Below are 22507 nucleotides of genomic sequence, written 5' to 3' on the forward strand. Positions count from 1 at the left end.
TCTACCTCCGTTAGCCGGAGTAAAACTGGCCGTTTTTGCCGATCACTTTTACCCGGTCGCCCGTTTTCAAATTGGCGGCATTCCCTTCATCCAAATCGACGTGGAAATCGAGTGCGAACTGTGGATGTACGCGAACAACTACATCCGGATAGATGACAGGGCGGTCACTCTGCGTCGCAAGGATCAGCGTGTCGCCATCCTTCACTTCGTATTGCTCGGCATCCGCAGGCGACATATGAACGTGCCGCTTGGCTACAATTACACCTTTGTCGAGTACAACTGTGCCTTTTGCTGTTACGAGTACCAGACCCGGTGTTCCTTCAATATCTCCGGACATCCGCACAGGAGCGTGCACACCGAGCGCAAAACCGTCAGTACGAGAGATTTCCACTTGTGTCGCGCCACGCGCTGGCCCCAGAATCCGCACTCCGTGAATGCTGCCTTTTGGCCCGACGATTGTCACGGTTTCCTGGCAAGCAAACTGACCAGGCTGCGACAGATCGCGCATTGGCGTCAACTGATGTCCTGCTCCAAAAAGCTTTTCTACATCGGTTGGCGACAAATGAACGTGGCGATTCGATACACCAAGGGGAATTTCCCGCACTGCCTCGGCAGTCTGATTGGTGGAAGGTTGCTGTTGTTGTTCTTCAAAAGATTTCACTTGAATCCCTCTTCCTTTCAAGAAATCTGCCGCTGCTGGTGTGATTTTATCCCCTTTCTCAATGAGAAAGGGGTTTGGGATGCCTGTCTTATGCATTGCTCTCAAAGATGCTTCTGTAATAACTGCCATAGGGGATTACCCTTCGAGCTTAGGCAGGATCAATTCAATGTCTCCGTGTGGACGTGGGATAACGTGTACAGATACGAGCTCTCCTACTTTTTCGGCAGCAGCGGCGCCTGCGTCCGTGGAAGCTTTTACTGCACCTACGTCACCACGTACCATGACTGTTACGAGACCGCCACCTACGTGTACTTTGCCAATCAATTTAACGTTAGCTGCTTTTACCATTGCGTCAGCAGCTTCAACTGCTCCTACCAAACCTTTTGTTTCTACCATTCCCAATGCGGACATTTCTCCAGCCATGTTTTCGTTCCTCCTTAATTATATGGACAAATTTTTAACGTTTTAGGACGTCATTTCAGTTAAAACAGATTTAATGATGTTTTTGATCTCATCCCGGCTCAGGCCGACATTCATGGACGAGACAGCTTGCAGCACAGCTTCTTCCGCCTGTGTCGTTGCAGCAGCTTGCACTGGCGTGGACTCAGGCATTTCTCTCACGCCAAAAGCGACGCGCTTGATGTTGAAGAGATGCTTCGGACCGATGTTGTCGGATGTGATGTTGTTCCCGAAAGAACCGCATCCGAGTGTAAAGGATGGCTGCACGCCAGTCGTTGCTCCGATTCCCCCGAAAGTCGTTCCGGTATTGACCGGGATGCGGGAAGCCGGCATCGCTTGACCGTAGGATGCAATCACATTGTCATCCTGCGCGTGAATCCCAGCGGTGTGCCCCAATCCGCCATGCGTCAAAAGCTCCCGGCAGCGGGCAAACGCTTCGTTGTCTCCCGAAACGGTGTAGAGAGCGAGGATCGGTGCCAATTTTTCCACCGACATCGGATACTCTTTGCCTACTCCGGTTTCTTCCGCGATCAGCACTCGTGTTTCGGCAGGAATCGAGATGCCTGCCATTTGCGCGATCACATGCGGGGAACGTCCAACGATTTTGGCGTTGAGCGAGCCGTTCACCATAATAATGGCGGCTACTTTGGCCTTCTCGTTTTCGTCCAGGAAGTACGCTCCTTCGCGCTTCAAGGCAGCAATCATCTGGTGTTTGACCGATTCCTCGATCACCAGTGCCTGCTCGGAGGCGCAAATGGTGCCGTAGTCGAAGGTTTTGCTCTGCACAATGCGCTTGGCAGCAGCAGCGAGGTCAGCGCTGTGGTGGATGTAGACCGGAACGTTTCCTGGTCCGACACCGTAAGCAGGCTTTCCGGAGCTGTATGCAGCCCGCACCATTGGCGTACCGCCAGTCGCGAGGATCACATTGGTCAGCTTGTGCTTCATCAGCTCATTCGTCGCTGGAAGCGTCGGCTTGGAGACGCAGTGGATCAAGCCTTCCGGCGCCCCAGCCTGCACAGCCGCCTGTGCCATCAGTCGCGCTGCTTCCAGCGTGCACTTGGCTGCCGACGGATGCGGACTGAATACGATTGCGTTTCTCGCTTTGAGCGCGATCATCGACTTGAAAATAACGGTCGATGTCGGGTTGGTGGATGGTACGATCCCGGCGACGATTCCTACCGGCTGTGCCACTTCCCACACTTTGTTTTCCTCGTCTTTGCGAACGATGCCGACGGTTTTCACGTCTTTGATGGAAGCATAAACATCTTGGGAAGCAAACAAGTTTTTCATCCGTTTGTCCGGGACGTTTCCGAAGCCTGTCTCCTCAACCGCAAGAGCCGCCAAACGCTCGGCATTCTCAACCCCAGCCTTGGACATGGCAGTGATGATCCGATCGATTTGCTCTTGCGTGTAAGTAGCGAGCTTCGCCTGCGCTTCCTTCGCTTGGGCGAGGTACGTACGCACTTCCTGAATGGAATACAAATCAGCGTCGAGTGTCATTATGCTTTGTCACCTCCGCCTTGTTGCTTTTCTTCAATCAGGCGAATGAGGTCTTCTTTCTTCGCCGTATTGATGTCATTGGTCGAGAGCGGGAAATCAGCAAACGAGCGAGCCAGCTTGCGCAGATCGTTGATCGATTGCTCTGCCAGCGTCGGCTCTGCCTTTGCCTGTGCAGGCTGCGGCTTCGCTTCTTCCTGCGCTTCCGAACGCATCAGATTTTTAATCATTTTCGGAACATTTTCATCAGGACGCGGTATGACGTGGGAGTGCAGCAAGCGTCCAACGCGTTTTGCCGCCTCAGCGCCAGCGTCAACAGCCGCCTGAACCGAAGAGACATCTCCGATTACGTAGACCGTTACGATCCCGCCGTCCGCGCCTTCATATGTGGCGACCTTGACGTCTGCCGCTTTGGCAGCAGCATCAGCGGCCGCAATAAGAGCGGGCAAGCCAAGTGTTTCAATCATGCCCAGTGAGTATGCATGAGCGCGCATTTACATTTCCTCCCCTTCAAGAGGGAAAATCCCTTTTATCGTTTGACTGGCTGTCGGGCAACGCTTCTTACAGCGTCGGCAAAAGCATCTGCTGCGGCAGTGCATGCCGATTGGCTTCCAGTAAGCAACGCTCCCCCAAAGTTCGTTTCCGTGGGCGGGCCAAAAAACTGCACCATCTGCACATCTGCTGCTTTGAGGGCGGCGTCAATACCGTACATGGCCTCAAGCGGCGGAGCGATCAGATAGGCGAGCGGCTCCCCTTCCCTGATTCCGGCGAGCCCAGACAAGTAGCTGCCCGTCCGCGACACGACATGTGCGTAATACGCATGCGTCCCCTCTTCATTTAACGAGTAAAAGCAAGCTCCACTCTCCATGAATGCAACGGCTGCATCGATACCGCTCTCTACCTCCGATGGCGTCGCTCCACCGATCATCCCGATGAACTCGCCGGACAACGGACCAGACGCATTTCCAGATCCTGCATAAAACGACTTGGCGTAAATCACTTCTACAGCTGCCTTTTTCGTCGCCTCATCAATGGCCGTATAGCCCACATCATCAATGGTGGATGTAAGCATCCCCACACTGCGAATATGGGAAGGCAGGTTCAGCTTCTCCGCAAATTGTGGATCGACGTTGGGAATCATTCGGATCGCAAGCGGCGTCGCTCGAATTGGTTTTTCCATGCGTGTCACACTCCTTTCAGACAACTTCCCTTTTCAAAACGCAAAAAAAGGTGCCTAAACACGAAAGAACAAGACTCGTGTTCAAGGGCACCTTTGCCTTTTGTCTATTCACTTGTTTGGATAAGAATCACGCCAATTCTGCGATCTTATTCCTGCTTCTAATGTATGACAAGGCAGGAAAAAATGCAAGCGTTTTCGGTATTCCACGACTTTTCCATATTCCGGTCATTTGGCGGACACAAGCCCTGACTATTCTTGGTGTGTAGCCGGGACAGGTAAGCCTGCAAGCCGGCGCAATGAGCACGATACAACCGAAACCCAAGGAGGAATTTTTTATGAACTGAGACAGGCGATAAAATGACCTTGAACTACGAATCGCATTTCCCTTTTTCTTTTTGCCTAATGCTTGGCGTTCAGAACGAAACTTACGCTTCATGTACTTATTTTGTTTGCCATTACCAAAGAAACGTACCTTTTCATCATCTGTTACAGCGTAAAGGGGAAGGTGAGAGTGCGTAAGCTTACACTTAATTACAAAAATTTACATTTAAGGAATAAACCAATGCAAGGTTTAGTTATTTAGTAAAATGGATATTGTAGAACGGGACGTGTCAGTGAGAATCTGGCACTTTTATTTTTTGTTCAAAAAGAGAACGTACGATCTTGTTTGGGAGGGATTTTTTGTTCAGGCCTACTAACTTATCAAATCAAAAGTTTTTGGATGCATTTCTAGCTCAAGAAGACAATCAGCAACTATGCCAAAGAGTGATTGCTTCACCGGACGATACGCAGAAGAGAAATGATGAATTGAATAGTAGGATTCAGGAGTTTTACGCTGAGCTTCAACTAATCAAATATATTTCATCACTCATCCGTTTTACAGCTATCGAGTTAGCTGTTCGTACTCAAAAGATAGGAAAGGTATTCCAACCTACAGATGAAATTGAAAGGGTGATAGACAGCTTTGTTAGTGACACTGGCAAAAGTGAGTGGGAAAACAAAGCTAAGTGGGAGGATGTAATAGCTGACAAACGAGTTTTGGATGCTGTTCAAACTCTCACAGAAAAGGAAAGGGAGATACTTGCACTTCTATATTTGAGGAATCTCAAAGAGGTGGAGGCTGCGACCCTGTTAGGCACAAGCCAGCAAGCAGTTTCTAAAACAAAGAAACGAGCGTTACTGAAGCTTAGAAAACAGCTATTGGGAGGCGAAAATACATGAGCCTGTTAACGCTGGTAAAGCGAGCGCAAAATAATGATGAAAGTGCAATGGTAGAGATCATAGAAAGATTTGAGCCAAAGATTCGCAAGTCGTTGAAATTCACGGATATAGGTGTACGTGAGGACATACGTCAAGAAATAGTCTTTCGGATGATTAGAGCTGTCAAAACCTATAGCACAAAAAATTGCTTATGATAAGCAAAGAAAAAATTTTGAGATCGGGTTGTTATTTTTTACCTTCGATTCACTTTAATGAATACCAAGTTAATCACCGCGCGGAAAATTGCTTGGAATAAATTTTCGGAGGAAGATAAATTATGGCACGTACAAAATTGAAACAATACGTTGATACGATTACTGTTGACCAAGACGACCTTGATGATCTTGCCGAAGCTATGTCGGACGTTCTCAAATACGGTGTAATCCAAATGGATGATAATAAACTGGCGAATATGGCTTCACTTACGGCGTCTGTAATTGGGATCGTATTTAATCTTGTCCGACCTCTCAGTATCGCGGTAGGTGTTGTTGGTTTGGTTGCATCCTTATCACCGAATTTGAAGAAACAATTAGAAGATAATATTCGGATTGCGATCGACGATATGCATGATACTCGTCGTTTCATGAAACGAAATGGATACAGAAAGGCTAAGTTGGAATTCCCATTTATGGACTATGAAGACATTCGACTAATCACAGGTAAAGGAAATATTCTTCGACTACAGGATAAAAATGGTCGTTGGGAACAACCGTAATTAATACAAAAGGAGATATTCGGTTCAATAGCCGAATATCTCCTTTTGATCTTAATATTACAGGGAGTAATAAGTTGCATGGTGTCAAATTATTTTTTTTTTTGCTGAATTGAACACTTCGTGGATTTCTAAGTCAGGATTATTTTCAATTTTATAAACAGGGATATCGTCAGATGATGATTTTCCGTAAAATATCATGTATGTAGTACCAGAGAGATAAATTGTCCCGATATCCTGTTTATTTGCATAAACATCAATGGTATACGTATGAACATTTTCTTTTACTTCTTTTGCACCAGAGTTATTTGCATCAGATTCGCTTTTAATTCTGCGAAGTTCCATTTTGGAAAAATCATTGAGTACTTTTTGAATCTCTTTTGGGTCAGTAATTTCTACTTTTTCATTTTCTTCATGGTTATGAATAGTAAGCGAGGTTATCTTTTGCTTATCAAATAAGGCTAGCTCATCAAATGCCCAGACTTTCAATCCAGGAAAATAGACGAGGTTACTGAGTGCAATAATTCCGATGAGAGATAAAATAAGGATATAAAATTTTTTCAAGGGTGACATCTCCTTTATAAGTGCATCCCCTCAACAAAAAAGGAAATGCATACTTTTATGGAAAATGAACATACAATTTGAATTATCACTTAATATTACCATATTATGTAAATTATGCAAATGCCCCATTTTACCTAAATCGTAATTTCAAAAAGAACGAAGATGATCTGTTTAGGCATAGAGAAAAAGGCCCAAAATGCATGAGCCAGGAAAATGACAGAAAGCCGTAAGCGTCAAATAGCCCCCACCTTGTTGCTGGTCTATGCTGGGGTCAAGAGTTGAACACGCGGCAAGTTAGCGGTAACGACGGCGACCAAGGCAGCAAACTATCCAGGGTTTCTGGATTTTTCAGAACGGGAAGCTGCGGGAGTTGTTCGAATAGGTACGTCAAGTACTTGAACGGGTTCAGTCCATTCTCCTTGGCTGTTTCGATGACACTGTAGATGATTGCGCTCGCCTTTGCACCGCGAGGCGTATTGGCGAACAGCTAGTTCTTTCGTCCGATCACAAACGGCTTCATCGACCGCTCGCTGCGGTTGTTGTCAATCTCGAGCCGCCCATCCTGCAAAAACGTCGTCAGCTTGTCCCACTAATTCAGGCTGTAGGCAATCGCCTGCCCCAGCAGACTTTTGGGAAGCATTCGGGGGCGTTACTGACGCAACCATGCCAAATAAGCGTCCAAAATGGGCTTGCTTCGCTCCATTCGGACGGTATAACGTTCCTCTGGTGTCACGTCCTTCAGTTCCCGCTCAATGGCAAAGAGCTGGTTGCAGAATTGAAGCCCTTGCTGAACTGCTGTTTCGTCTTTGTCTGGGGAGGCGGGCAGCGCCTTCAACGCCTCGTCAAACTTGCGACGCGCATGCGCCCAGCATCCAACGAGGGGTGACATCCTTCACCTTGTGGTAACCGGCATAGCCGTCCACGTGAAGATAGCCGCCAAACCCCGCCAGAAAGTTCCGGGGATGCTCACCGCCGCGCGTTGTCCGGTAATCGTAGAGCAGATGGGCGGCCCCATGCGGACAAACTGCTGCTCCTGTCTGTACAACGGTTGGCTGTCCACGTACTTCTGCATCACTTTACCAAACGAAGCGGTGTCCTTCTATTTTTCAAGCAGTACATCCAATTGATCTTAAATCTAAGCTGTACCTAAAGTTAAGCCGATTTTCGCACTGCGAAAGTTGAGTACTGTAAAAACCAAAAAAACTTAGACAAGCTTCGACAAAACCAATACTATTTTACCTTACTGGAAGCTAGTTAAATTCTATGAAATAGGACAAAATGTCGAATTTAGTAGATAACTAAATATTTACATTTTTGGGTTTTCATAAGAAAATCCTTGTGTACATCTAAATTGAATATTACAGAAGTGAATATTCGCATGAAAAATATATCTATTCGTGATTACACACCAACGCCAAGCAAGAATAGTACTCCTCAGAGTTCTAAAGCTATTAGCCCTACTACTAGTACTCCACCTCGAAATGATGTAGCATCTACGCCAGCAAAACCGAAAAGTGACTCGGTTCAAATTAGCCCAGCCGCTCAACAAGCTTATAAGAAAGAACTAGAAAAACCTACAGTGCAAACCCGTGTAAATGCTGAAAGTACATCTGCTGGCGGTGGTAGCTCGTCAAAACCTACGAACGATAAAGAAGCCCATGGATATAGTCCAAGCGGTAATCAACACACAAACAGCTCCTCGTCAAACTCTAAAGCCGACAAAGATAAAGAAGCCTATGGCATGAATTATAAAGGGGTTGGTGTAGCTGCTGCTGTTGGTGCTGGCAGAGAGATCTACAAGAGTACGCAAATATATAATGAAAAGTCAAAAACTGCACAGGCTGCATCTAAAATAAATCAGAACCTTGGTCCACGTGTACCAAAACCTGATACGGTAGGATCAGGAATTAGAGGGGGCTTAGTTGGAGTAGGGGTTTACATAGGAGCAGAAACCATTGTAAAACCTCTCGTGAAAGATTTAGAGAATGCTTACAAACAAAACGGCGTAAAGGGTGTCGGACTGGAGCTTCTCAATAAGTCCATCATAACTACTCCAATTCATGCTAATGAAACTCTCGATAATAAAACATCTTTTAGAGAAGAAAGAAGGGAAAAAGAAAGAGAAAGACCTGAGAAAACTGAAAGCTCACGCCGCTCTTCCGATAGAATGGATAAAATGATAACATAGGATAAATATTCTGGGACAAGAAAGGATTCAGCATGATAAGCGTATTCTTGAAAAAATTTTTTTATGCTATGTCAATCGCTTTGCTTGTTCACTTTGTTACTACATTTTATGAATACTTAACGAAACAACATAATTTAAAGATTTTGTTCAACATAAGATACTTTATCATTTACGTAGCCATAAGTTTTGTCATTAGCACAATTTTTACAGTCTACCATTTTTGGGAGTAAATACAAAAAACAATTCCGGGACGCTGGTACAGAGCGGCTCGGTTGGCACCACCTTCCGCCTGACGCTCGCTCTGCCCTCTGGCGGAAACTCATGAGTGAAAGCAATCTGCTCTCCGAAAAGCTCCCCCGCCCGCTGAAAGTCGCGCATATATCGCACGTATAAAAAGGAAGCAGCGCGTCTGATCGACGGTGCTGCTTCCCTTTTTATACGTGCGATCCTTCTGGCAGATGGGAACGAATGAGGTCCATGAAAATTTCCAGCGCCCGCGTCTGAAATTCGTTCGATTTCGTCACCAGCGAAAAGTCCCGCGTCACGGGCGTTCCCGCTATTTTCAGCGTACAGAGCGTGCCGAGCTGACGTTCTTTGCGAATCGCCCAATACGAGAGCAGACTGATCCCCAAGCCAGCCTCGACCGATTCCTTAATGACTTGGGTACTGCCAAACTCCATTCGCTTCTGTGGCTGAAACTGGAGCTGACGAAACATTTTTTCCGCCGCCTCCCTCGTTCCTGAGCCTTCCTCCCGCACGATCCAGGTTTCCTCCATCAAATCATGGATGCTGACTTCTTGTTTGCTCGCCAGCCGATGACCGGGAGAGATAATCACGTACATGCGATCGTCGGCAAAAGGCTCGATGCACATTTTGTCATTGACGTACTCCCCTTCGACGATCCCTACATCAAGCTGCCGGGTTGCCACCAGATCCACAATCACGGTTGAATTGTGAATCGTGATCGTCGGAGTGATCAGCGGATAGTCCTTGCGCAGCTTGGCGATCACATGTGGCAGGACGTACTCGCCATACGTATAGCTGGCGCCAATCGTCAAATGCCCGCTCGGCGTGTTCATCAAGTCATCGACGAGGCTTTGCATGCGCGTATACAGCCCCAATATTTCCCGGGCATGGTGGTAAACAATTTCGCCCGCCTTGTTCAACCGGACGTATTTGTTGCTGCGCTCCAACAGTTTGGTTCCGATCGTCCGCTCCAACGACAAAATGTATTGGCTAACCGCAGGCTGGGTCATGTGCAATTCCTCTGCGGCCCGCGAAAAGTTTTGCCTGTCTGCCACCGTGACAAACACACGCAATTGCTGATCCACGCAAGCCTCCCTCCCTCGATTGTCTCTACTATACAAAATTACTTATTGTCATTATATCAATCATTTATTTTTCTTATTGTAACAGTTGTTTTATGCTTTGGTTGTCAAAACTTTTCAAGGAGTGATTGCAATGGCTTCCCCGCTTAACGAAAGCGCGCCATTGAACGACAGCCATCATCCATCTGCTCAATCCAAAAGCAAGCATACAAACACTCCCGCCTCGCTTCCGCTGTGGATAGCGGGCGTCGCCTTTACGTTTCTCGTTGCCGTGCTCGGCTACGGTTTGGCTCAAGTTCCCGGCTTTGACCGGGTCGGGCCACTCGCCTGTGCCATCCTGATTGCGGTCGCGTATCGCCAGTTTTGGGGCTATCCGGAGGCGTTGCGCGCTGGCATTCAGTTCTCGGCAAAACGCTTGCTGCGGCTCGCCATCATCTTGTACGGTCTCAAGCTGAATGTCGATGTCGTTTTGCACCAAGGTTTAGGCTTGCTCGTCTACGACGCCGGAGTCATCGTATTCGCTATCGCGCTTACTGTGCTGCTCGCCAAATGGCTGAAAGCCGACGCCTCCCTCTCCCTCTTGCTCGGCGTCGGGACAGGAGTCTGTGGAGCGGCAGCGATTGCCGCCGTTTCCCCGATCATTCAGGCCAAAGAGGAAGACACCGCCATCGGCGTAGGCATTATCGCCTTGGTCGGAACCATTTTTGCGATTCTCTACACGGTGCTTCGCCCGTTTTTGCCGCTGACTGCCATTGATTACGGCATGTGGTCCGGCATCAGCTTGCACGAAATCGCCCACGTTGCACTCGCTGCTGCTCCCGCCGGGCAGGATGGTCTGGCGATCGGGCTTTTAGCCAAGCTGGGCCGCGTCCTCCTCCTGGTTCCGCTCTGTTTTCTCCTGATGTTCTGGATGAAACGCAGCGGCAAACTGCAAGGAGAAGCAAAAGTCGAGTTCCCCTGGTTTTTGATCGGCTTTCTCGTCATGAGCCTGTTTGGAAGCTATGTGCTGGGAAAACAAATTCCCGTCTCCGAGTCCTTCAACACCGGAGTAGCCCACGTGACCACCTTCGTCCTCACGATGGCAATGGTCGGTCTTGGGCTGAACGTCAATCTGCGTGCCCTGCGCACGAAAGCAGCGAAACCGCTGATTGCCATGTCGATCACCTCCGTGCTTTTGTCACTGCTCTCTTACGTGTTGATTTAACTGTGGAACAATCATGTCGCCTTGCGCACAGCGAGGCGATTTTTTTGTGGATAAGGACAAAGCTTATCCCCATATGTTGATAACAGTGTGTACATCTCATCTGGAGGCGTCGATATGTCGAGTTGTTCTTTCAAGACACGTCCGAACATCCTGTTGATCATCGTCGACCAGGAACGGTTTCCGCCAGCGTACGAGGAGAGCAGCTTGCGCACATGGCGCGAGGAAGCTCTGCCTGCCCACTCGTTTTTGCGCAGGCACGGCATGGAGTTCAAGCGCCACTATGCAGGCGCAACAGCCTGCTCGCCTAGCAGAACGACGCTGTTCACAGGCCAATACCCTTCTCTGCACGGGGTCACGCAGACGAGCGGCGTCGCCAAACGCTCCCCGGACAGCGACATGTTTTGGCTCGATCCCAACACCGTGCCGACGATGGGCGACTACTTCCGTGCGGCGGGCTATCGAACGTATTACAAAGGCAAATGGCACATTTCCGACGGCGATATTTGGATACCGGGCACGCATGTCCCTGTTCTGAGCTACGACTCCGTCACAGGGATTCCCGATCCGCAAAAAGAAAGCTTGTACTGGCTGGCGGATCGGCTGGACGGATACGGCTTTTCCGGCTGGATCGGCCCTGAACCGCACGGCAGAGCGCCACACAATTCCGGCTCCTCCGCTGCCATCGGTGTAAACGGGCGAGACGTCGTGTACGGCAGCGAGATGATCCATCTGTTGTTTTGGCTCGAACAGGAGAAACAACAGTTGGCGCACCCTGAGGAGTATCAGCCATGGTTTGTCGTCGCCTCTTTCGTCAATCCACACGATATCGCTCTTTATGGGGATATCTCCGCTCAAGTTCCGCTTTTTCGCTTTCATGTGGATGACTCCATCCCCGACATTCCGCCTTCGCCGACGCAAAACGAATCTTTGTTGACGAAACCTCGCTGCCAGGCGAGCTACCGCGATGTTTATCCACAAGCATTCCAGCCCATCTCTGACGACGACTTTTACCGCCGTCTGTACTTTCAATTGCAAAAAAACGCCGACCAGCAGGTCATGCGCGTGCTACAGGCGTTGACGGCGACATCGTTTTACCCGGAAACGCTCGTTGTCTTCACAGCGGACCACGGAGAACTGCTCGGCGCCCACGGCAATCTCCATCAAAAATGGTATTGCGCCTACGAAGAAGCCATCCACATTCCGCTCATTATCCACAATCCGTTGCTTTTTCCACAGTCGCTGTCTACTGAAATGCTGACAAGCCATGTGGATATCCTCCCGACCTTGCTCGGCTGCGTGCAAGTCGACGTGCCCGCACTCGCCGAACAATTGCAGCTGACTCACAGCGAAACCCGCCCTTTCGTGGGAAATAATTTTTCATCGCTGATTGTCAGTGGCGGCGAGATACAGCCAGATGATTTCGGCCCGCTTTACTTCATGTCAGAGGATGATGTGACAAAAGGCCAGCATCAAGTCAGTCTGCTCGGTCAGCCTTACCACTCTGTCATCGAGCCTAACTTGTTGGAAAGCGTAATAGCTTACTTGCCCACAGATGGGCATTGGGAGCTGTGGAAATACTCCCGTTATTTTGCTGCACCCTCTGCACCGGGCCAGCCTCCCCCGCCGATCGAACCGGAATACGAATTGTACAATCTCACGACAGACCCGTGGGAAATGCACAACCTCGCCTTCCCTGCCCTGTCCACTCCCTATGTCGAACAAGTCCGCACTCAATTAGAGCTTTTGCTCGATGAGCAGCGGCAAGCCAAACGCCTGACCCCTTTTTCAGCAGTAGATAACCAAACAAAAAAGCTCCCCGGATAAGGGAGCTTTTGCACGTTATTCACACTATTCCTGGGAAGTCAGCACCGCTTCCAAAGCAGCAATCGCTTCGTTTTCGTCTACGCCATCAGCAATCAGCGTAATTTCCTCGCCTTTGGCGATCGCCGAAGCCATGATGCCCATGATGCTCTTTCCGTTGACCGTCTTCTCGTTTTTGACAATCTTGATCTCGCTGGAAAACGTCGTGGCTGTTTTCACGAAGTTGGCCGCTGGTCTGGCGTGCAAGCCGTGCGCCAGTTGAACGACGATTTTTTTCTCCACCATAATGATCTTGCCTCCTTAGATGCCATCTTTCATGATCGTTGTTTTGACGAACGCCTCTACTTGCGCGGACGTACTCATTTGCAAAATGGTGTCGATGTGCTTTTCCATTTCTTCTCGGGAAAGAAGACTCAGCTGCTTGCGGGCGGGCAAAATGCTGCTCGCACTCATGCTGAACTCATCGAGGCCGAGTCCCAACAGAATCGGTACGGCAACAGGATCGCCTGCCATCTCGCCGCACATTCCTACCCATTTTCCTTCCTTGTGCCCGGCTTGAATCACATTGCGCAAAAGCCGCAGGACAGCCGGATGGTAAGGTTGGTACAAATACGCAACCCGCTCGTTCATTCGATCGGCTGCCATCGTATATTGAATCAGGTCATTGGTGCCGATGCTGAAAAAGTCCACTTCACGCGCGAATACATCTGCCATCATGGCAGCAGCAGGGATCTCAATCATGATACCCACTTCGAAGCGATCGGATACAGCTACACCGCTATTTTGCAGGGCGTGCTTTTCTTCTTCCAGGATCGCTTTCGCCTGACGGAACTCCTCCAGTGTCGCAATCATCGGAAACATGATTTTCAGGTTGCCATGCACCCCGGCGCGAAGCAAGGCGCGCAGTTGCGTGCGGAAAAGCTCCTGTCTGTCCAGACACAGGCGGATCGCGCGATAGCCCAGAAACGGATTCATCTCTTCCGGCATGTCCAGATAGGACAGATGCTTGTCTCCGCCGATGTCCAGCGTGCGAATGACAACAGGCTTGTCTCCCATGCTCGTCAGCACTTGTTTGTACGCAACATACTGCTCTTCCTCGGTCGGGAAATCATCCCGGCCCATGTACAAAAATTCGGTGCGGAACAGCCCGACTCCTTCTGCGCCGTTCGCCAGCGCTCCTGCCACATCTGCCGGACTTCCGATATTGGCTGCCAGCTCCACGTGATGCTGGTCCGCCGTAACCGTCTGGTTGTGAACGAGTTTTGCCAGCTCGGCCTTTTGCTCTGCGTCTTCTGCTTGCTTGCGCGTATAGTGCGCGACCTCTTCTTCGCTCGGAGCGATGATGACGACACCTTCATGCCCGTCCACAATCATAAGCGTAGAAGTCTGGACAGCACTCGTAATGTTCTGCGTCCCGACTACAGCCGGAATCTCCATGGAACGCGCCATGATAGCCGAATGCGAGGTGCGCCCGCCAATGTCGGTCACGAACCCTTTTACAAATTGGCGGTTAAGCTGAGCCGTATCCGACGGCGTCAAATCTTCCGCCACGATAATGACTTCCTCCGTCAATGAGCTGGGTTGAAAAAAGTTCACTCCAAGCAAATATGCCAATACACGCTTCGTGACGTCGCGAATGTCCGCCGCACGTTCCCGCATGTAGTCGTTGTCCATTTGTTCAAACAGGCCGATAAACGCTTGCGCCACATCATGCAGCGCGCTCTCCGCGTTTGTCATCTCCTGCGTAATCTTGTCCTTGACGGTATCGACAAGCTCCGGGTCCTCCAGGACGAGCAGATGGGCTCTGAAAATGTCGGCTTGCTCTGTGCCCATTTCTGTCTCCACACGCTGGGCAATTTCCTGCAAATCTGCCTTTGCCCGCGCAAGCGCTGCCTCGAAGCGATGAATTTCGCTGGCAGCATCTTCAATTGCCACCGTCTTGATCTGCATGTCAGGAGCCGCAAGCAAAAACGCTTTGCCAATGGCAATCCCCACAGAAGCTTTTACACCTACGATTTTCTGGGACATCCCCCGCACCCACCCTTCTTTACTTGGTACTTGTCCACTCCTGCATCAACCGCGCCTGTTTGCGAACGACTTCCTCAAGCGGATGGCCTGCCGGAATGCCTGTGCAATTGTGCAATGCATATTCCCAACCGTACAGCTTCAAATCTGACTGAATGCGCGCCGCCTCTTCGTCCTGTGGATAATCAAACAGCAGCGCCGCTGCAATCGCCATCCCCAAATGCTCGGGACGGATTCCTCTGTCCATGCATTCCAGAGCAGGGCCAACCAGCCTGTCATGCCGTGAGAGCTTGCGAAGCGGCGAGCGTCCCACACGGATAACGTCGTCCGAGAGCAGCGGATTGGCAAAGCGCCCCAATATTTTCTCGATGTACTGCCCGTGCGCCTGTGCGTCAAAGCCGTACTTGGCGGTCAACAGGGCACCCGTTTCCTGCAGAGCGCCTCTGGCAGCCTTGGCGACCTTTTCGTTTTGCATAGCCTGATCAATCGTTGTCATCCCCAACTGGTAGCCCATATAGGCAATCACAGCGTGGCCTGTATTTACGGTAAACAGCTTTCGTTCGATGTACGGAGCCAAGTCGTCCACATAAGTGATTCCTTCAATCTGCGGCACCTCTCCAACCATTTGCGAACGGTCTACGACCCATTCAAAAAACGGTTCGACAGTAACCAGCAGCTTGTCTTCATGCTGCTGAATCGGCACGATGCGGTCTACAGCCGCGTTCGGAAACCCGATCAACTGCCCTGCCTTCGCCTGAAGCGGTTCCGCAAGCCGGGCAAAAACGTGCTCTTTCAGCTTGGCGCTTCCGCCAATCATGTTTTCGCAAGCAATCACGTTCAATGGCTGCGGATTGTCGGCAAGCCGCTTCTCGATTCCCGCCGCAATCGCTCCGGAAATCGGGCCGAGGACATTTGGCCCTACAGCAGTCGTCACCAAGTCGGCGGAAGCGATGGCAGCAGCGACCGCTTCCATATCCTGACCGTGAATCGCACGCACTCCTTCCACGACGGATTGCGGATTTCCTGCCGTTGCCAGCTGCACTTGATACATTTTTCTGCGGTTAAGCTCATCAACCAATGCCGTATTGACGTCGACGAACACGACTTCGTAGCCAGCCTGGCTCAGCAACTGTCCGATAAAGCCCCGACCGATATTCCCTGCTCCGAAATGGACTGCCAGCATGAGCGCTTACACCTCCTCTGTGAACATCGCAATGATTTCTTCAGCAGAGGAAGCATGGACGATCCGTTTCACGTTTTCCTCCTCGGAGCAAAGAATAGCGATATTGGACAGCACCTCCAGATGCTCATCTCCTACGGCCGCAATTCCCACCAGCAAATACGCCACATTTCCTTCGCCAAAATCAACGCCGTCCGGCACTTGCACGACAGAAATCCCTGTGGATAGAATATCTGCCTTGGCTTCGTTCGTTCCGTGCGGGATCGCTACACCGCTGCCGATATAAGTAGTTGCCAGTCCTTCGCGCTCCTGCATTTTTTCAACGTAAGACGCCGTGACGTGGCCAGCGCGCACCAACAGCTCGCCCGTCAGTCTGATCGCTTCTTCCTTGTTTGCTACTTTGGCATTCAGCATGATTTTTTCTGTAGTCAGTATGTTTTTCATTACACTCTCTCCCATCCAGTCTTTTTCAGGCAAAAGGCATACAACTTGCCTGCTATATAATCAGCAATGTGCTGTATTTCTCCTGTCTTCAACAATTCCTGCATCTCTTCCTCAATCAAAAGCGAGCTGACCTCGCTGAGCACCTCCAGCCCTTCCTTGGGCACTTCTTTTGGCCCGAGCAAAAGCAACAGCAAATCAACGGACATCTCTTCTTCATCCATCGATCTTAGCCGCACAGGCTGCTCCAGAAAATGAATCGTGAACGAGGCTGTCGTTACCGCCTCATTCCTGCCGTGAAACAGGGCCATTGCCGTTCCCGGTATTCCCAGCCCGCCGAGCTTTTCGCGTTCAATCAGCTGCTGCACGACCGGATCGACAGCGTATATCGCCCCTCGCTGTTCCAGCTCCGAACAAATATCGTGCAGGACGCTGGGCATATCGCGCGCTACATTGCTCACTGTGCTTTGCCGTAAACCGTCGATGATCTGGTTGGCAAAAGCGGCATAGAGCTGCATCGACTTCAACTGCGCCTGTGCTTGCTTTCCTTTTGGCGGCATTCCCTTGCTTTTTTTCATCGACTCTACTTGAACAGGTCGGTTATGCAAATGAAACTTGATCTTTTGAATATCATCCTGCGGCAAAAGCGGGCTGACGACTACGTATTCCGCCGGATCAAACGACAGCGGCAAGGTAGAAATAATCAGGTCGTAATCGCTTCGCGGCACACTTCCTACATCGAACATGGACAAGTTTTTCAAGCTGACGATTTCGGGAATCTCTTTTTTGATGCGCGTCGCCAATATTTTCGAAGAACCGATTCCGCTTGAACAGACGACCAGCGCCCGGTATCGCTGCTGCTCCTGCCTGCCTCGTTCCAGCGCCGCTCCCAAGTGCATGACCAGGTAACCGATCTCTTCGTCCGGCACTGGCAGTTCCGGCAAAAGCGCTGCCATCGCTTCCTTGGCAACCGCAAACAGCTCCGGGTAGTTTTGCTTGATTTGCCCGAGAATCGGATTGTGAATCTCCATCTTGCGCCTGAGTCTGTACAAGGCTGGCTCCAAGTGCGTCAACAGCCCGTGAAACAAGGAAGAGTCGTCTCGCAGCGAAAGCCCGAGCCGCTCTTCGCACAAAGCGATGAATCGCCCAGTCAGAGCGGCAAGCTCCGTATTTTCCGGCCAGACGTAATCGTCGTGGGAATGGCGCAGCTTCGCTCCTCGCAAATGCATCGTAATATACCCGATTTCATCCCGAGGAATCTCCATCTGAAAAATGTGCCGCAGCCGTTCCATGATGTTTTCGGCAATCACAAACTCCGGCGTTCCGATTAGCTCGTTCCACGTATGCTCGTCGAAGCGAATTTTCTCGCCTTTTTCGATTCGCTCGATCGCCAATGCCAAATGGGCAACCAGGCCGATGTAGGCGCTGTCTGCCAGCGGGTACGGCAGTTCGGCTTCGAGATGACTGAGAGCATTTTCCACCTTGATCAGCTTATCCCGATCGATCAGGGAGAGCAGACGCCGGGAAATCGAATCCATGTCCCGTGTCGTCTTGTTTTGAATGTTCTCCTTGATCACCCCGATCAGCTCATGGTCATCGAGGTGCTCGGCTATCAAACGGCTGATCGCCCTTCGCTTGGAAGCTTCATTTCCCAGCAGTTCGACGCCGTATCCCCGCTTTCGCAAAAGAGTCAGGTCGTACCGTCCCAAAAGCTCTTCCAAGTCGTCCAGGTCGTGGCTGATCGTAGCAGTCGTCACTTTCAGATCAATGGCGAGCGAGATCAGCTTGACTGGCTCCGTGGCTGCCAAGAGGGAGCACATAATAATCGCCTTGCGTTCCTCTGCGGTAAATTCGGTCGTCGTTTGGTGCAAAACAGACATTTTCAAAGCAAGCTTTTGCTCCGCTGTCCCTGCGACCTCCACCCCGGCCCCCGTCTTTCTCACCAGCTCCAGTTCGTTTTTCGCAAAGAGCGGGGCCAATGCGTCCAGCTCCCTGTGTACGGTCCGGGTGCTTACGCCGATTCGTTCGGCGATCTGCGCCACGGTGATGCCCTTTTCCTCCTGCAATAAAATCTCCATGATGGATCGCTGTCGCGAGGATACTTGCATGCCGTGTTCCCTCCTTAACGCCAAAGAGGGAAAACGCTAGCTTTCACTAGCGTTGATCCCCTTTTACCCCAGTCGTTTGACCAACTTGTCATACTCCGGACTATTCAAGAAGTTATCGATCGAGATGTGCTCGGCAGTCGGTGCTTTTGCCTTCGCCCGCTCTGTCAGCGACTTGTGTGTAATCACGATATCGGCATCATTGGGGATATCGTTAATAGCTGTGTTGATGACGGTGATTTCGCCAATTCCGGCATCCTTGAACTTTTTGCGCAAGGAAGCTGCTCCCATCGCGCTGGAACCCATTCCGGCGTCGCAAGAAAACACCACTTTCTTCACGTCCGCTGCCGCGATTTCTTTTGTTGCCGCAGCTTCTTGCCCTGCTGCTGCCGGCTGCTTGTTGCCTTTCAGCTCCTGCATTTTCTCTGTCGCCTTGTCCAACTCGTCTTCTTCGGTCTTGCTGCTCATTTTCAACAAAGCCGAAGCGATGAGGAACGAGACAACGGTTGCGGCAACGACCCCTGCCCATACCGGAAGCAATCCGCCGCGCGGAGCCATGGCGCTGAGTGCGAAGATACTGCCTGGCGATGGCGGTGCCACCAGCCCTGCGCCGAGCAGCGTAAAGGTGAAGACCCCTGCCATCCCGCCGCCGATTACCGCCAAAACGAGACGCGGATTCATCAAAATGTAAGGGAAGTAAATCTCGTGAATCCCCCCAAAGAAGTGAATGATCACGGCACCTGGCGCCGATTGCTTGGCATTGCCTCGACCTGCCAGCCAGTATGCCAGTAGGATTCCCAAACCTGGGCCAGGGTTGGTCTCCAGCAGGAAAAAGATCGATTTTCCTGTGCGCGCCGCTTCATCCAGACCAATCGGGCTGAAAATACCGTGATTGATCGCGTTGTTGAGGAACAGCATTTTTGCCGGTTCGACCAAAATGCTCGCCAGCGGGAGCAACCCTGCATTGACGATGACCTGCACGCCTGATGCCAGCGCCTTGCTAAGACCCGTCACGACCGGACCAATCGCCAGGAAAGCGAGCAGCGTCAGCAACGCACCGATAATCCCTGCGGAAAAGTTGTTGACCAGCATTTCAAAACCGGAGCGAATTTTGCCTTCGAACAGTCGGTCGACTTTTTTCATGACCCAACCGCCCAGAGGCCCCATGATCATTGCCCCTAAAAACATCGGGATATCTGACCCGACTACGACCCCCATCGTGGCGACAGCCCCCACGACACCACCACGTACATCGTGAACCATTTTCCCGCCCGTGTATCCGATCAACAGCGGCAGCAAATACGTAATCATCGGCCCGACCAGTTTCGCCAGGTTTTCGTTAGGCAGCCATCCTGTCGGGATGAACAATGCCGTAATCAATCCCCAGGCAATAAACGCACCGATGTTTGGCATGACCATCGCACTGAGAAACCGTCCAAATTTTTGTACCGAGACGCGCACTCCACCAGAAGACTGGTTCTTTGTCGCCAAATTCTCCATACTGGACCCTCCTTTACCTTTTCTATAAAAATGTTGACATGATTAAACAGATAATGTGCACACCTCAAATATAAAGCGTTTACATACGCGCCACAACAAAATCAAAGCTCGCATTTGTCGTTCTCGTTGTTGCCAAAACTTAATAGCAGCAAAAAAAGAGACTCCCGCTCCGACGAGCAGAAGTCTCTTTTTCCTCAAAAATCTTCTCTCTCCACCTTCATGACCTTTCCCGTTTCTGCATTGACCTCTACCTCGTACACCTGGTTCTGGTCGGTAAGAATAATAAACTCATAGACCAGCACGCCATTTTCCGTATCCAGCTCCGAGTGCAGCACGCGTCCTTTTATTTGCTGCAAAGCGATTTGCTTCGCTTGCTCCTCTGTAATTCGCATCGGCTTTACGTCTGTTGCCTGTGCTTTCTCAGCGTGCAGCGGGGCTGGCATGGCTGTTCCAAGTACACTTGCCAGCGCAACGGCTGTGGTCCAGCCAATCGACTTTTTCATGATTGCACTCACTCCTTCCTCCAAATCAATCAGTAGTTTGCCCTGCCGCCCCGCTTGTATGCAAAAAAAGCCGATGCGCTTTTCGTCGCATCGGCTCTTGCATTCTTATCGTTGTTTGTTGCTGTATGGTCTTCCGCTGGACTCTGTGCTGCGTGGGCGAGATTCTCCACTGCGCGGACGGGAATCGCCGCTGCGAGGACGGAACTCTCCACCGCGTGGACGAGGTGGGCGTTTGCTTCCAAAGCCGGAGCCAGAACCGTATCCGCCTTTGCCTTTCGGGAACGCTTTTTTCTTGCCGACACGCAGAGGCGCTTCTTCTGTCAGGCGAACCGGAGTTTGATCCGGCTCTTTGGTCAGCAGCTTGAGTGCAGCAGATACGAGCGTCACGGAATCGATATCTTCCAGCAATTGCTCGGCCAATGTTTTGTAGGCGCTCAAGTCATCGCGGCCTGACGCCTCCAAAATTTTCTCCACGGTCAAACGTTGTTGACCTTCCAGCGCTTCGCTCATGCTAGGCACAGAACGACGCTCCATACGGCGGTTTGTCGCGCGCTCGATCAGACGCAGGTGGTCGATCTCGCGGGAAGTGACAAACGTGATGGCAAGACCAGTCTTCCCGGCACGACCAGTACGGCCGATACGGTGAACGTAGCTTTCCGAGTCTTGCGGAATGTCGAAGTTGAATACGTGCGTAACGCCGCTGATATCCAGACCGCGGGCAGCTACGTCTGTCGCAACCAGCACTTCGATCGTACCTTCCTTGAACTTGCGCAGCACGCTGTCGCGTTTTGCCTGGTTCAAATCGCCATGGATTCCTTCAGCGCCGTAACCGCGCTTGGTCAGAGCCTCGGACAGTTCATCCACTCTGCGCTTGGTACGACCGAAAATGATCGCCAATTCAGGGGAATGAATGTCAAGTAGACGACACAGAACGTCGAATTTTTGCTTCTCGGCAACTTCCATGTATTGCTGCTCAATGTTTGGCACCGTTACTTCTTTCGGTTTGACGGAAATCAGCGTCGGCTCGCTCATGAACTGCTGGGCAATTTCCTGAATCGCTCTCGGCATAGTTGCAGAGAACAGCAAGGTTTGACGATTGTCAGGAACTTCTTGCAAAATTTCCTTGATATCGTCGATGAAGCCCATGTTCAGCATTTCATCTGCTTCGTCCAGAACAACGATCTCGATCGCATCGAGGCGGATCGTTCTTCTTCTCATGTGGTCCATGAAACGGCCAGGCGTCGCTACGATGATTTGCGGGCGCTTTTTCAGCGCCTTGATTTGGCGGGTAATGTCTTGACCGCCGTAAATTGGCAGAGCGGAAATGTTTTTGAACTGGGCAATTTTGTTGATTTCCTCTGCTACCTGCACAGCCAGCTCACGGGTCGGCGTCAGTACAACCCCTTGAATATTGCCGTTGTTTTCATCCAGGCGCTCAACCAGCGGAATACCGAAAGCAGCGGTTTTTCCTGTACCTGTTTGCGCCTGTCCAATCAAATCGCGGCCTTGCAAGGCTACAGGAACAGTTTGCTCCTGAATGGCTGTCGCCTCTTCAAACCCCATGTTGCCAAGAGCTCTCACAATAGAATGATGCAATCCAAAATCAAAAAAAGTAGTCAATGAACGTCAGTCTCCTTTTACTTTACCTTCTTCTATAAAATTCTCACTAAAAAAGGGCACTATTCCTTACAGCCGGAACATGCCCTTTTATCTCCGATTGTACATAAGCACCCTACAAAGAACATAGCTGTAATCGTATCATGCATCTGGCAAAATTGCAAACGGGATTTATGCCCATTTCCCTTTTAGTATCAACCGATTTTTGTCAGAATATACGGCGAAACACATAAAAAACAAAACAGCCCTGCCGGGACACTCC

General features: G+C 50.6%; 24 protein-coding genes and 2 pseudogenes. 6 read left to right on the forward strand and 20 right to left on the reverse strand.

Annotated features, from left to right (window positions below; translation table 11 throughout):
* Nucleotides 1-10 precede the first annotated feature (10 nt).
* The 6 genes and pseudogenes from pduL to NST23_RS26930 form a co-directional block, all read right to left on the reverse strand.
* Nucleotides 11-790, reverse strand: coding sequence for a phosphate propanoyltransferase (gene pduL / locus NST23_RS26905; protein WP_063228863.1), 780 nt, complete (start codon nucleotides 788-790; stop codon nucleotides 11-13).
* 6 nt (nucleotides 791-796) lie between these two features.
* Nucleotides 797-1084, reverse strand: coding sequence for an ethanolamine utilization microcompartment protein EutM (eutM, locus tag NST23_RS26910; RefSeq protein ID WP_005827515.1), 288 nt, complete (start codon nucleotides 1082-1084; stop codon nucleotides 797-799).
* Between the two features lie 42 nt (nucleotides 1085-1126).
* Nucleotides 1127-2620, reverse strand: a complete 1494-nt coding sequence (locus tag NST23_RS26915) for an acetaldehyde dehydrogenase (acetylating) (protein ID WP_173596317.1) — start codon at nucleotides 2618-2620, stop codon at nucleotides 1127-1129.
* Nucleotides 2620-3111: a BMC domain-containing protein gene (locus NST23_RS26920; protein ID WP_063228861.1), complete on the reverse strand. Its 492-nt coding sequence runs from the start codon at nucleotides 3109-3111 to the stop codon at nucleotides 2620-2622. Before NST23_RS26920 ends, NST23_RS26915 begins: the two co-directional genes overlap by 1 nt.
* 35 nt (nucleotides 3112-3146) lie before the next feature.
* Nucleotides 3147-3797, reverse strand: coding sequence for an ethanolamine utilization microcompartment protein EutL (eutL, locus tag NST23_RS26925; protein ID WP_063228860.1), 651 nt, complete (start codon nucleotides 3795-3797; stop codon nucleotides 3147-3149).
* A 370-nt stretch (nucleotides 3798-4167) separates the two neighbouring features.
* Nucleotides 4168-4302 (reverse strand): annotated as a pseudogene (locus NST23_RS26930) (RNA-guided endonuclease TnpB family protein); the annotation flags it as partial.
* A gap of 176 nt (nucleotides 4303-4478) precedes the next feature.
* On the opposite strand from NST23_RS26930, the gene NST23_RS26935 reads away from it, so the two are divergent.
* The 3 genes from NST23_RS26935 to NST23_RS26945 all read left to right on the forward strand — a co-directional run bounded on the left by NST23_RS26935 (nucleotide 4479) and on the right by NST23_RS26945 (nucleotide 5772).
* Nucleotides 4479-5018: a sigma-70 family RNA polymerase sigma factor gene (locus NST23_RS26935; RefSeq protein ID WP_167470229.1), complete on the forward strand. Its 540-nt coding sequence runs from the start codon at nucleotides 4479-4481 to the stop codon at nucleotides 5016-5018.
* On the forward strand, nucleotides 5015-5212 hold the full coding sequence (locus tag NST23_RS26940; protein WP_122962485.1) for a helix-turn-helix domain-containing protein: 198 nt from the start codon (nucleotides 5015-5017) through the stop codon (nucleotides 5210-5212). Before NST23_RS26935 ends, NST23_RS26940 begins: the two co-directional genes overlap by 4 nt.
* 122 nt (nucleotides 5213-5334) lie before the next feature.
* Complete coding sequence (locus NST23_RS26945; RefSeq protein ID WP_122962484.1) at nucleotides 5335-5772, forward strand: hypothetical protein; 438 nt, start codon at nucleotides 5335-5337, stop codon at nucleotides 5770-5772.
* A gap of 84 nt (nucleotides 5773-5856) precedes the next feature.
* Here the strand turns inward: NST23_RS26945 and NST23_RS26950 are convergent, their stop codons facing one another.
* From NST23_RS26950 to NST23_RS28555, 5 genes and pseudogenes are all read right to left on the reverse strand, one after another.
* Entirely contained in the window at nucleotides 5857-6333 is a 477-nt protein-coding gene (locus tag NST23_RS26950; protein WP_122962483.1) for a hypothetical protein, read from the reverse strand.
* Between the two features lie 271 nt (nucleotides 6334-6604).
* A complete protein-coding gene (locus NST23_RS28540; RefSeq protein WP_370641085.1) occupies nucleotides 6605-6724 on the reverse strand; it encodes a hypothetical protein in 120 nt (39 codons plus the stop codon).
* A gap of 96 nt (nucleotides 6725-6820) precedes the next feature.
* A complete protein-coding gene (locus NST23_RS28545) occupies nucleotides 6821-6901 on the reverse strand; it encodes an IS66 family transposase (RefSeq protein ID WP_445662507.1) in 81 nt (26 codons plus the stop codon).
* Between the two features lie 81 nt (nucleotides 6902-6982).
* Nucleotides 6983-7283 (reverse strand): annotated as a pseudogene (locus NST23_RS28550) (IS66 family transposase).
* On the reverse strand, nucleotides 7226-7393 hold the full coding sequence (locus NST23_RS28555; protein ID WP_425592737.1) for a hypothetical protein: 168 nt from the start codon (nucleotides 7391-7393) through the stop codon (nucleotides 7226-7228). The pseudogene NST23_RS28550 and the gene NST23_RS28555 overlap by 58 nt, the downstream one beginning before the upstream one ends.
* Before the next feature lie 318 nt (nucleotides 7394-7711).
* Between NST23_RS28555 and NST23_RS26960 the strand changes: the two genes are divergently transcribed.
* Nucleotides 7712-8521, forward strand: a complete 810-nt coding sequence (locus tag NST23_RS26960; protein WP_141254108.1) for a hypothetical protein — start codon at nucleotides 7712-7714, stop codon at nucleotides 8519-8521.
* 434 nt (nucleotides 8522-8955) lie between these two features.
* On the opposite strand, the gene NST23_RS26965 is transcribed toward NST23_RS26960, so the two are convergent.
* Complete coding sequence (locus NST23_RS26965) at nucleotides 8956-9852, reverse strand: LysR family transcriptional regulator (protein WP_063228853.1); 897 nt, start codon at nucleotides 9850-9852, stop codon at nucleotides 8956-8958.
* A 130-nt stretch (nucleotides 9853-9982) separates the two neighbouring features.
* Between NST23_RS26965 and NST23_RS26970 the strand changes: the two genes are divergently transcribed.
* Nucleotides 9983-11053 (forward strand): YeiH family protein, encoded by a 1071-nt coding sequence (locus tag NST23_RS26970; protein WP_217022075.1) that lies wholly within the window; start codon nucleotides 9983-9985, stop codon nucleotides 11051-11053.
* Between the two features lie 114 nt (nucleotides 11054-11167).
* Nucleotides 11168-12877, forward strand: a complete 1710-nt coding sequence (locus tag NST23_RS26975) for a sulfatase-like hydrolase/transferase (protein WP_217022074.1) — start codon at nucleotides 11168-11170, stop codon at nucleotides 12875-12877.
* Between the two features lie 24 nt (nucleotides 12878-12901).
* Here the strand turns inward: NST23_RS26975 and NST23_RS26980 are convergent, their stop codons facing one another.
* The 8 genes from NST23_RS26980 to NST23_RS27015 all read right to left on the reverse strand — a co-directional run bounded on the left by NST23_RS26980 (nucleotide 12902) and on the right by NST23_RS27015 (nucleotide 22248).
* A complete protein-coding gene (locus tag NST23_RS26980; RefSeq protein ID WP_122962479.1) occupies nucleotides 12902-13159 on the reverse strand; it encodes an HPr family phosphocarrier protein in 258 nt (85 codons plus the stop codon).
* A 15-nt stretch (nucleotides 13160-13174) separates the two neighbouring features.
* Nucleotides 13175-14902: a phosphoenolpyruvate--protein phosphotransferase gene (gene ptsP / locus NST23_RS26985; RefSeq protein WP_217022073.1), complete on the reverse strand. Its 1728-nt coding sequence runs from the start codon at nucleotides 14900-14902 to the stop codon at nucleotides 13175-13177.
* Nucleotides 14903-14921: 19 nt separating this feature from the next.
* Nucleotides 14922-16082 carry a mannitol-1-phosphate 5-dehydrogenase gene (locus tag NST23_RS26990; RefSeq protein ID WP_340964982.1) on the reverse strand — a complete coding sequence of 387 codons (1161 nt, stop codon included), beginning with the start codon at nucleotides 16080-16082 and terminating at the stop codon, nucleotides 14922-14924.
* A 6-nt stretch (nucleotides 16083-16088) separates the two neighbouring features.
* A complete protein-coding gene (locus NST23_RS26995; RefSeq protein ID WP_122962476.1) occupies nucleotides 16089-16523 on the reverse strand; it encodes a PTS sugar transporter subunit IIA in 435 nt (144 codons plus the stop codon).
* Complete coding sequence (locus NST23_RS27000; protein WP_281868930.1) at nucleotides 16523-18628, reverse strand: BglG family transcription antiterminator; 2106 nt, start codon at nucleotides 18626-18628, stop codon at nucleotides 16523-16525. The genes NST23_RS26995 and NST23_RS27000 overlap by 1 nt, the downstream gene beginning before the upstream one ends.
* A 63-nt stretch (nucleotides 18629-18691) precedes the next feature.
* Complete coding sequence (locus NST23_RS27005) at nucleotides 18692-20125, reverse strand: PTS mannitol transporter subunit IICB (RefSeq protein ID WP_274874516.1); 1434 nt, start codon at nucleotides 20123-20125, stop codon at nucleotides 18692-18694.
* A 194-nt stretch (nucleotides 20126-20319) separates the two neighbouring features.
* Nucleotides 20320-20628, reverse strand: coding sequence for a PepSY domain-containing protein (locus NST23_RS27010; protein ID WP_229049766.1), 309 nt, complete (start codon nucleotides 20626-20628; stop codon nucleotides 20320-20322).
* A 105-nt stretch (nucleotides 20629-20733) separates the two neighbouring features.
* Nucleotides 20734-22248: a DEAD/DEAH box helicase gene (locus NST23_RS27015; protein ID WP_122962473.1), complete on the reverse strand. Its 1515-nt coding sequence runs from the start codon at nucleotides 22246-22248 to the stop codon at nucleotides 20734-20736.
* Nucleotides 22249-22507 lie beyond the last annotated feature (259 nt).

The sequence above is a fragment of the Brevibacillus sp. FSL K6-0770 genome, from assembly GCF_038000275.1.
Classification (GTDB): domain Bacteria; phylum Bacillota; class Bacilli; order Brevibacillales; family Brevibacillaceae; genus Brevibacillus; species Brevibacillus parabrevis.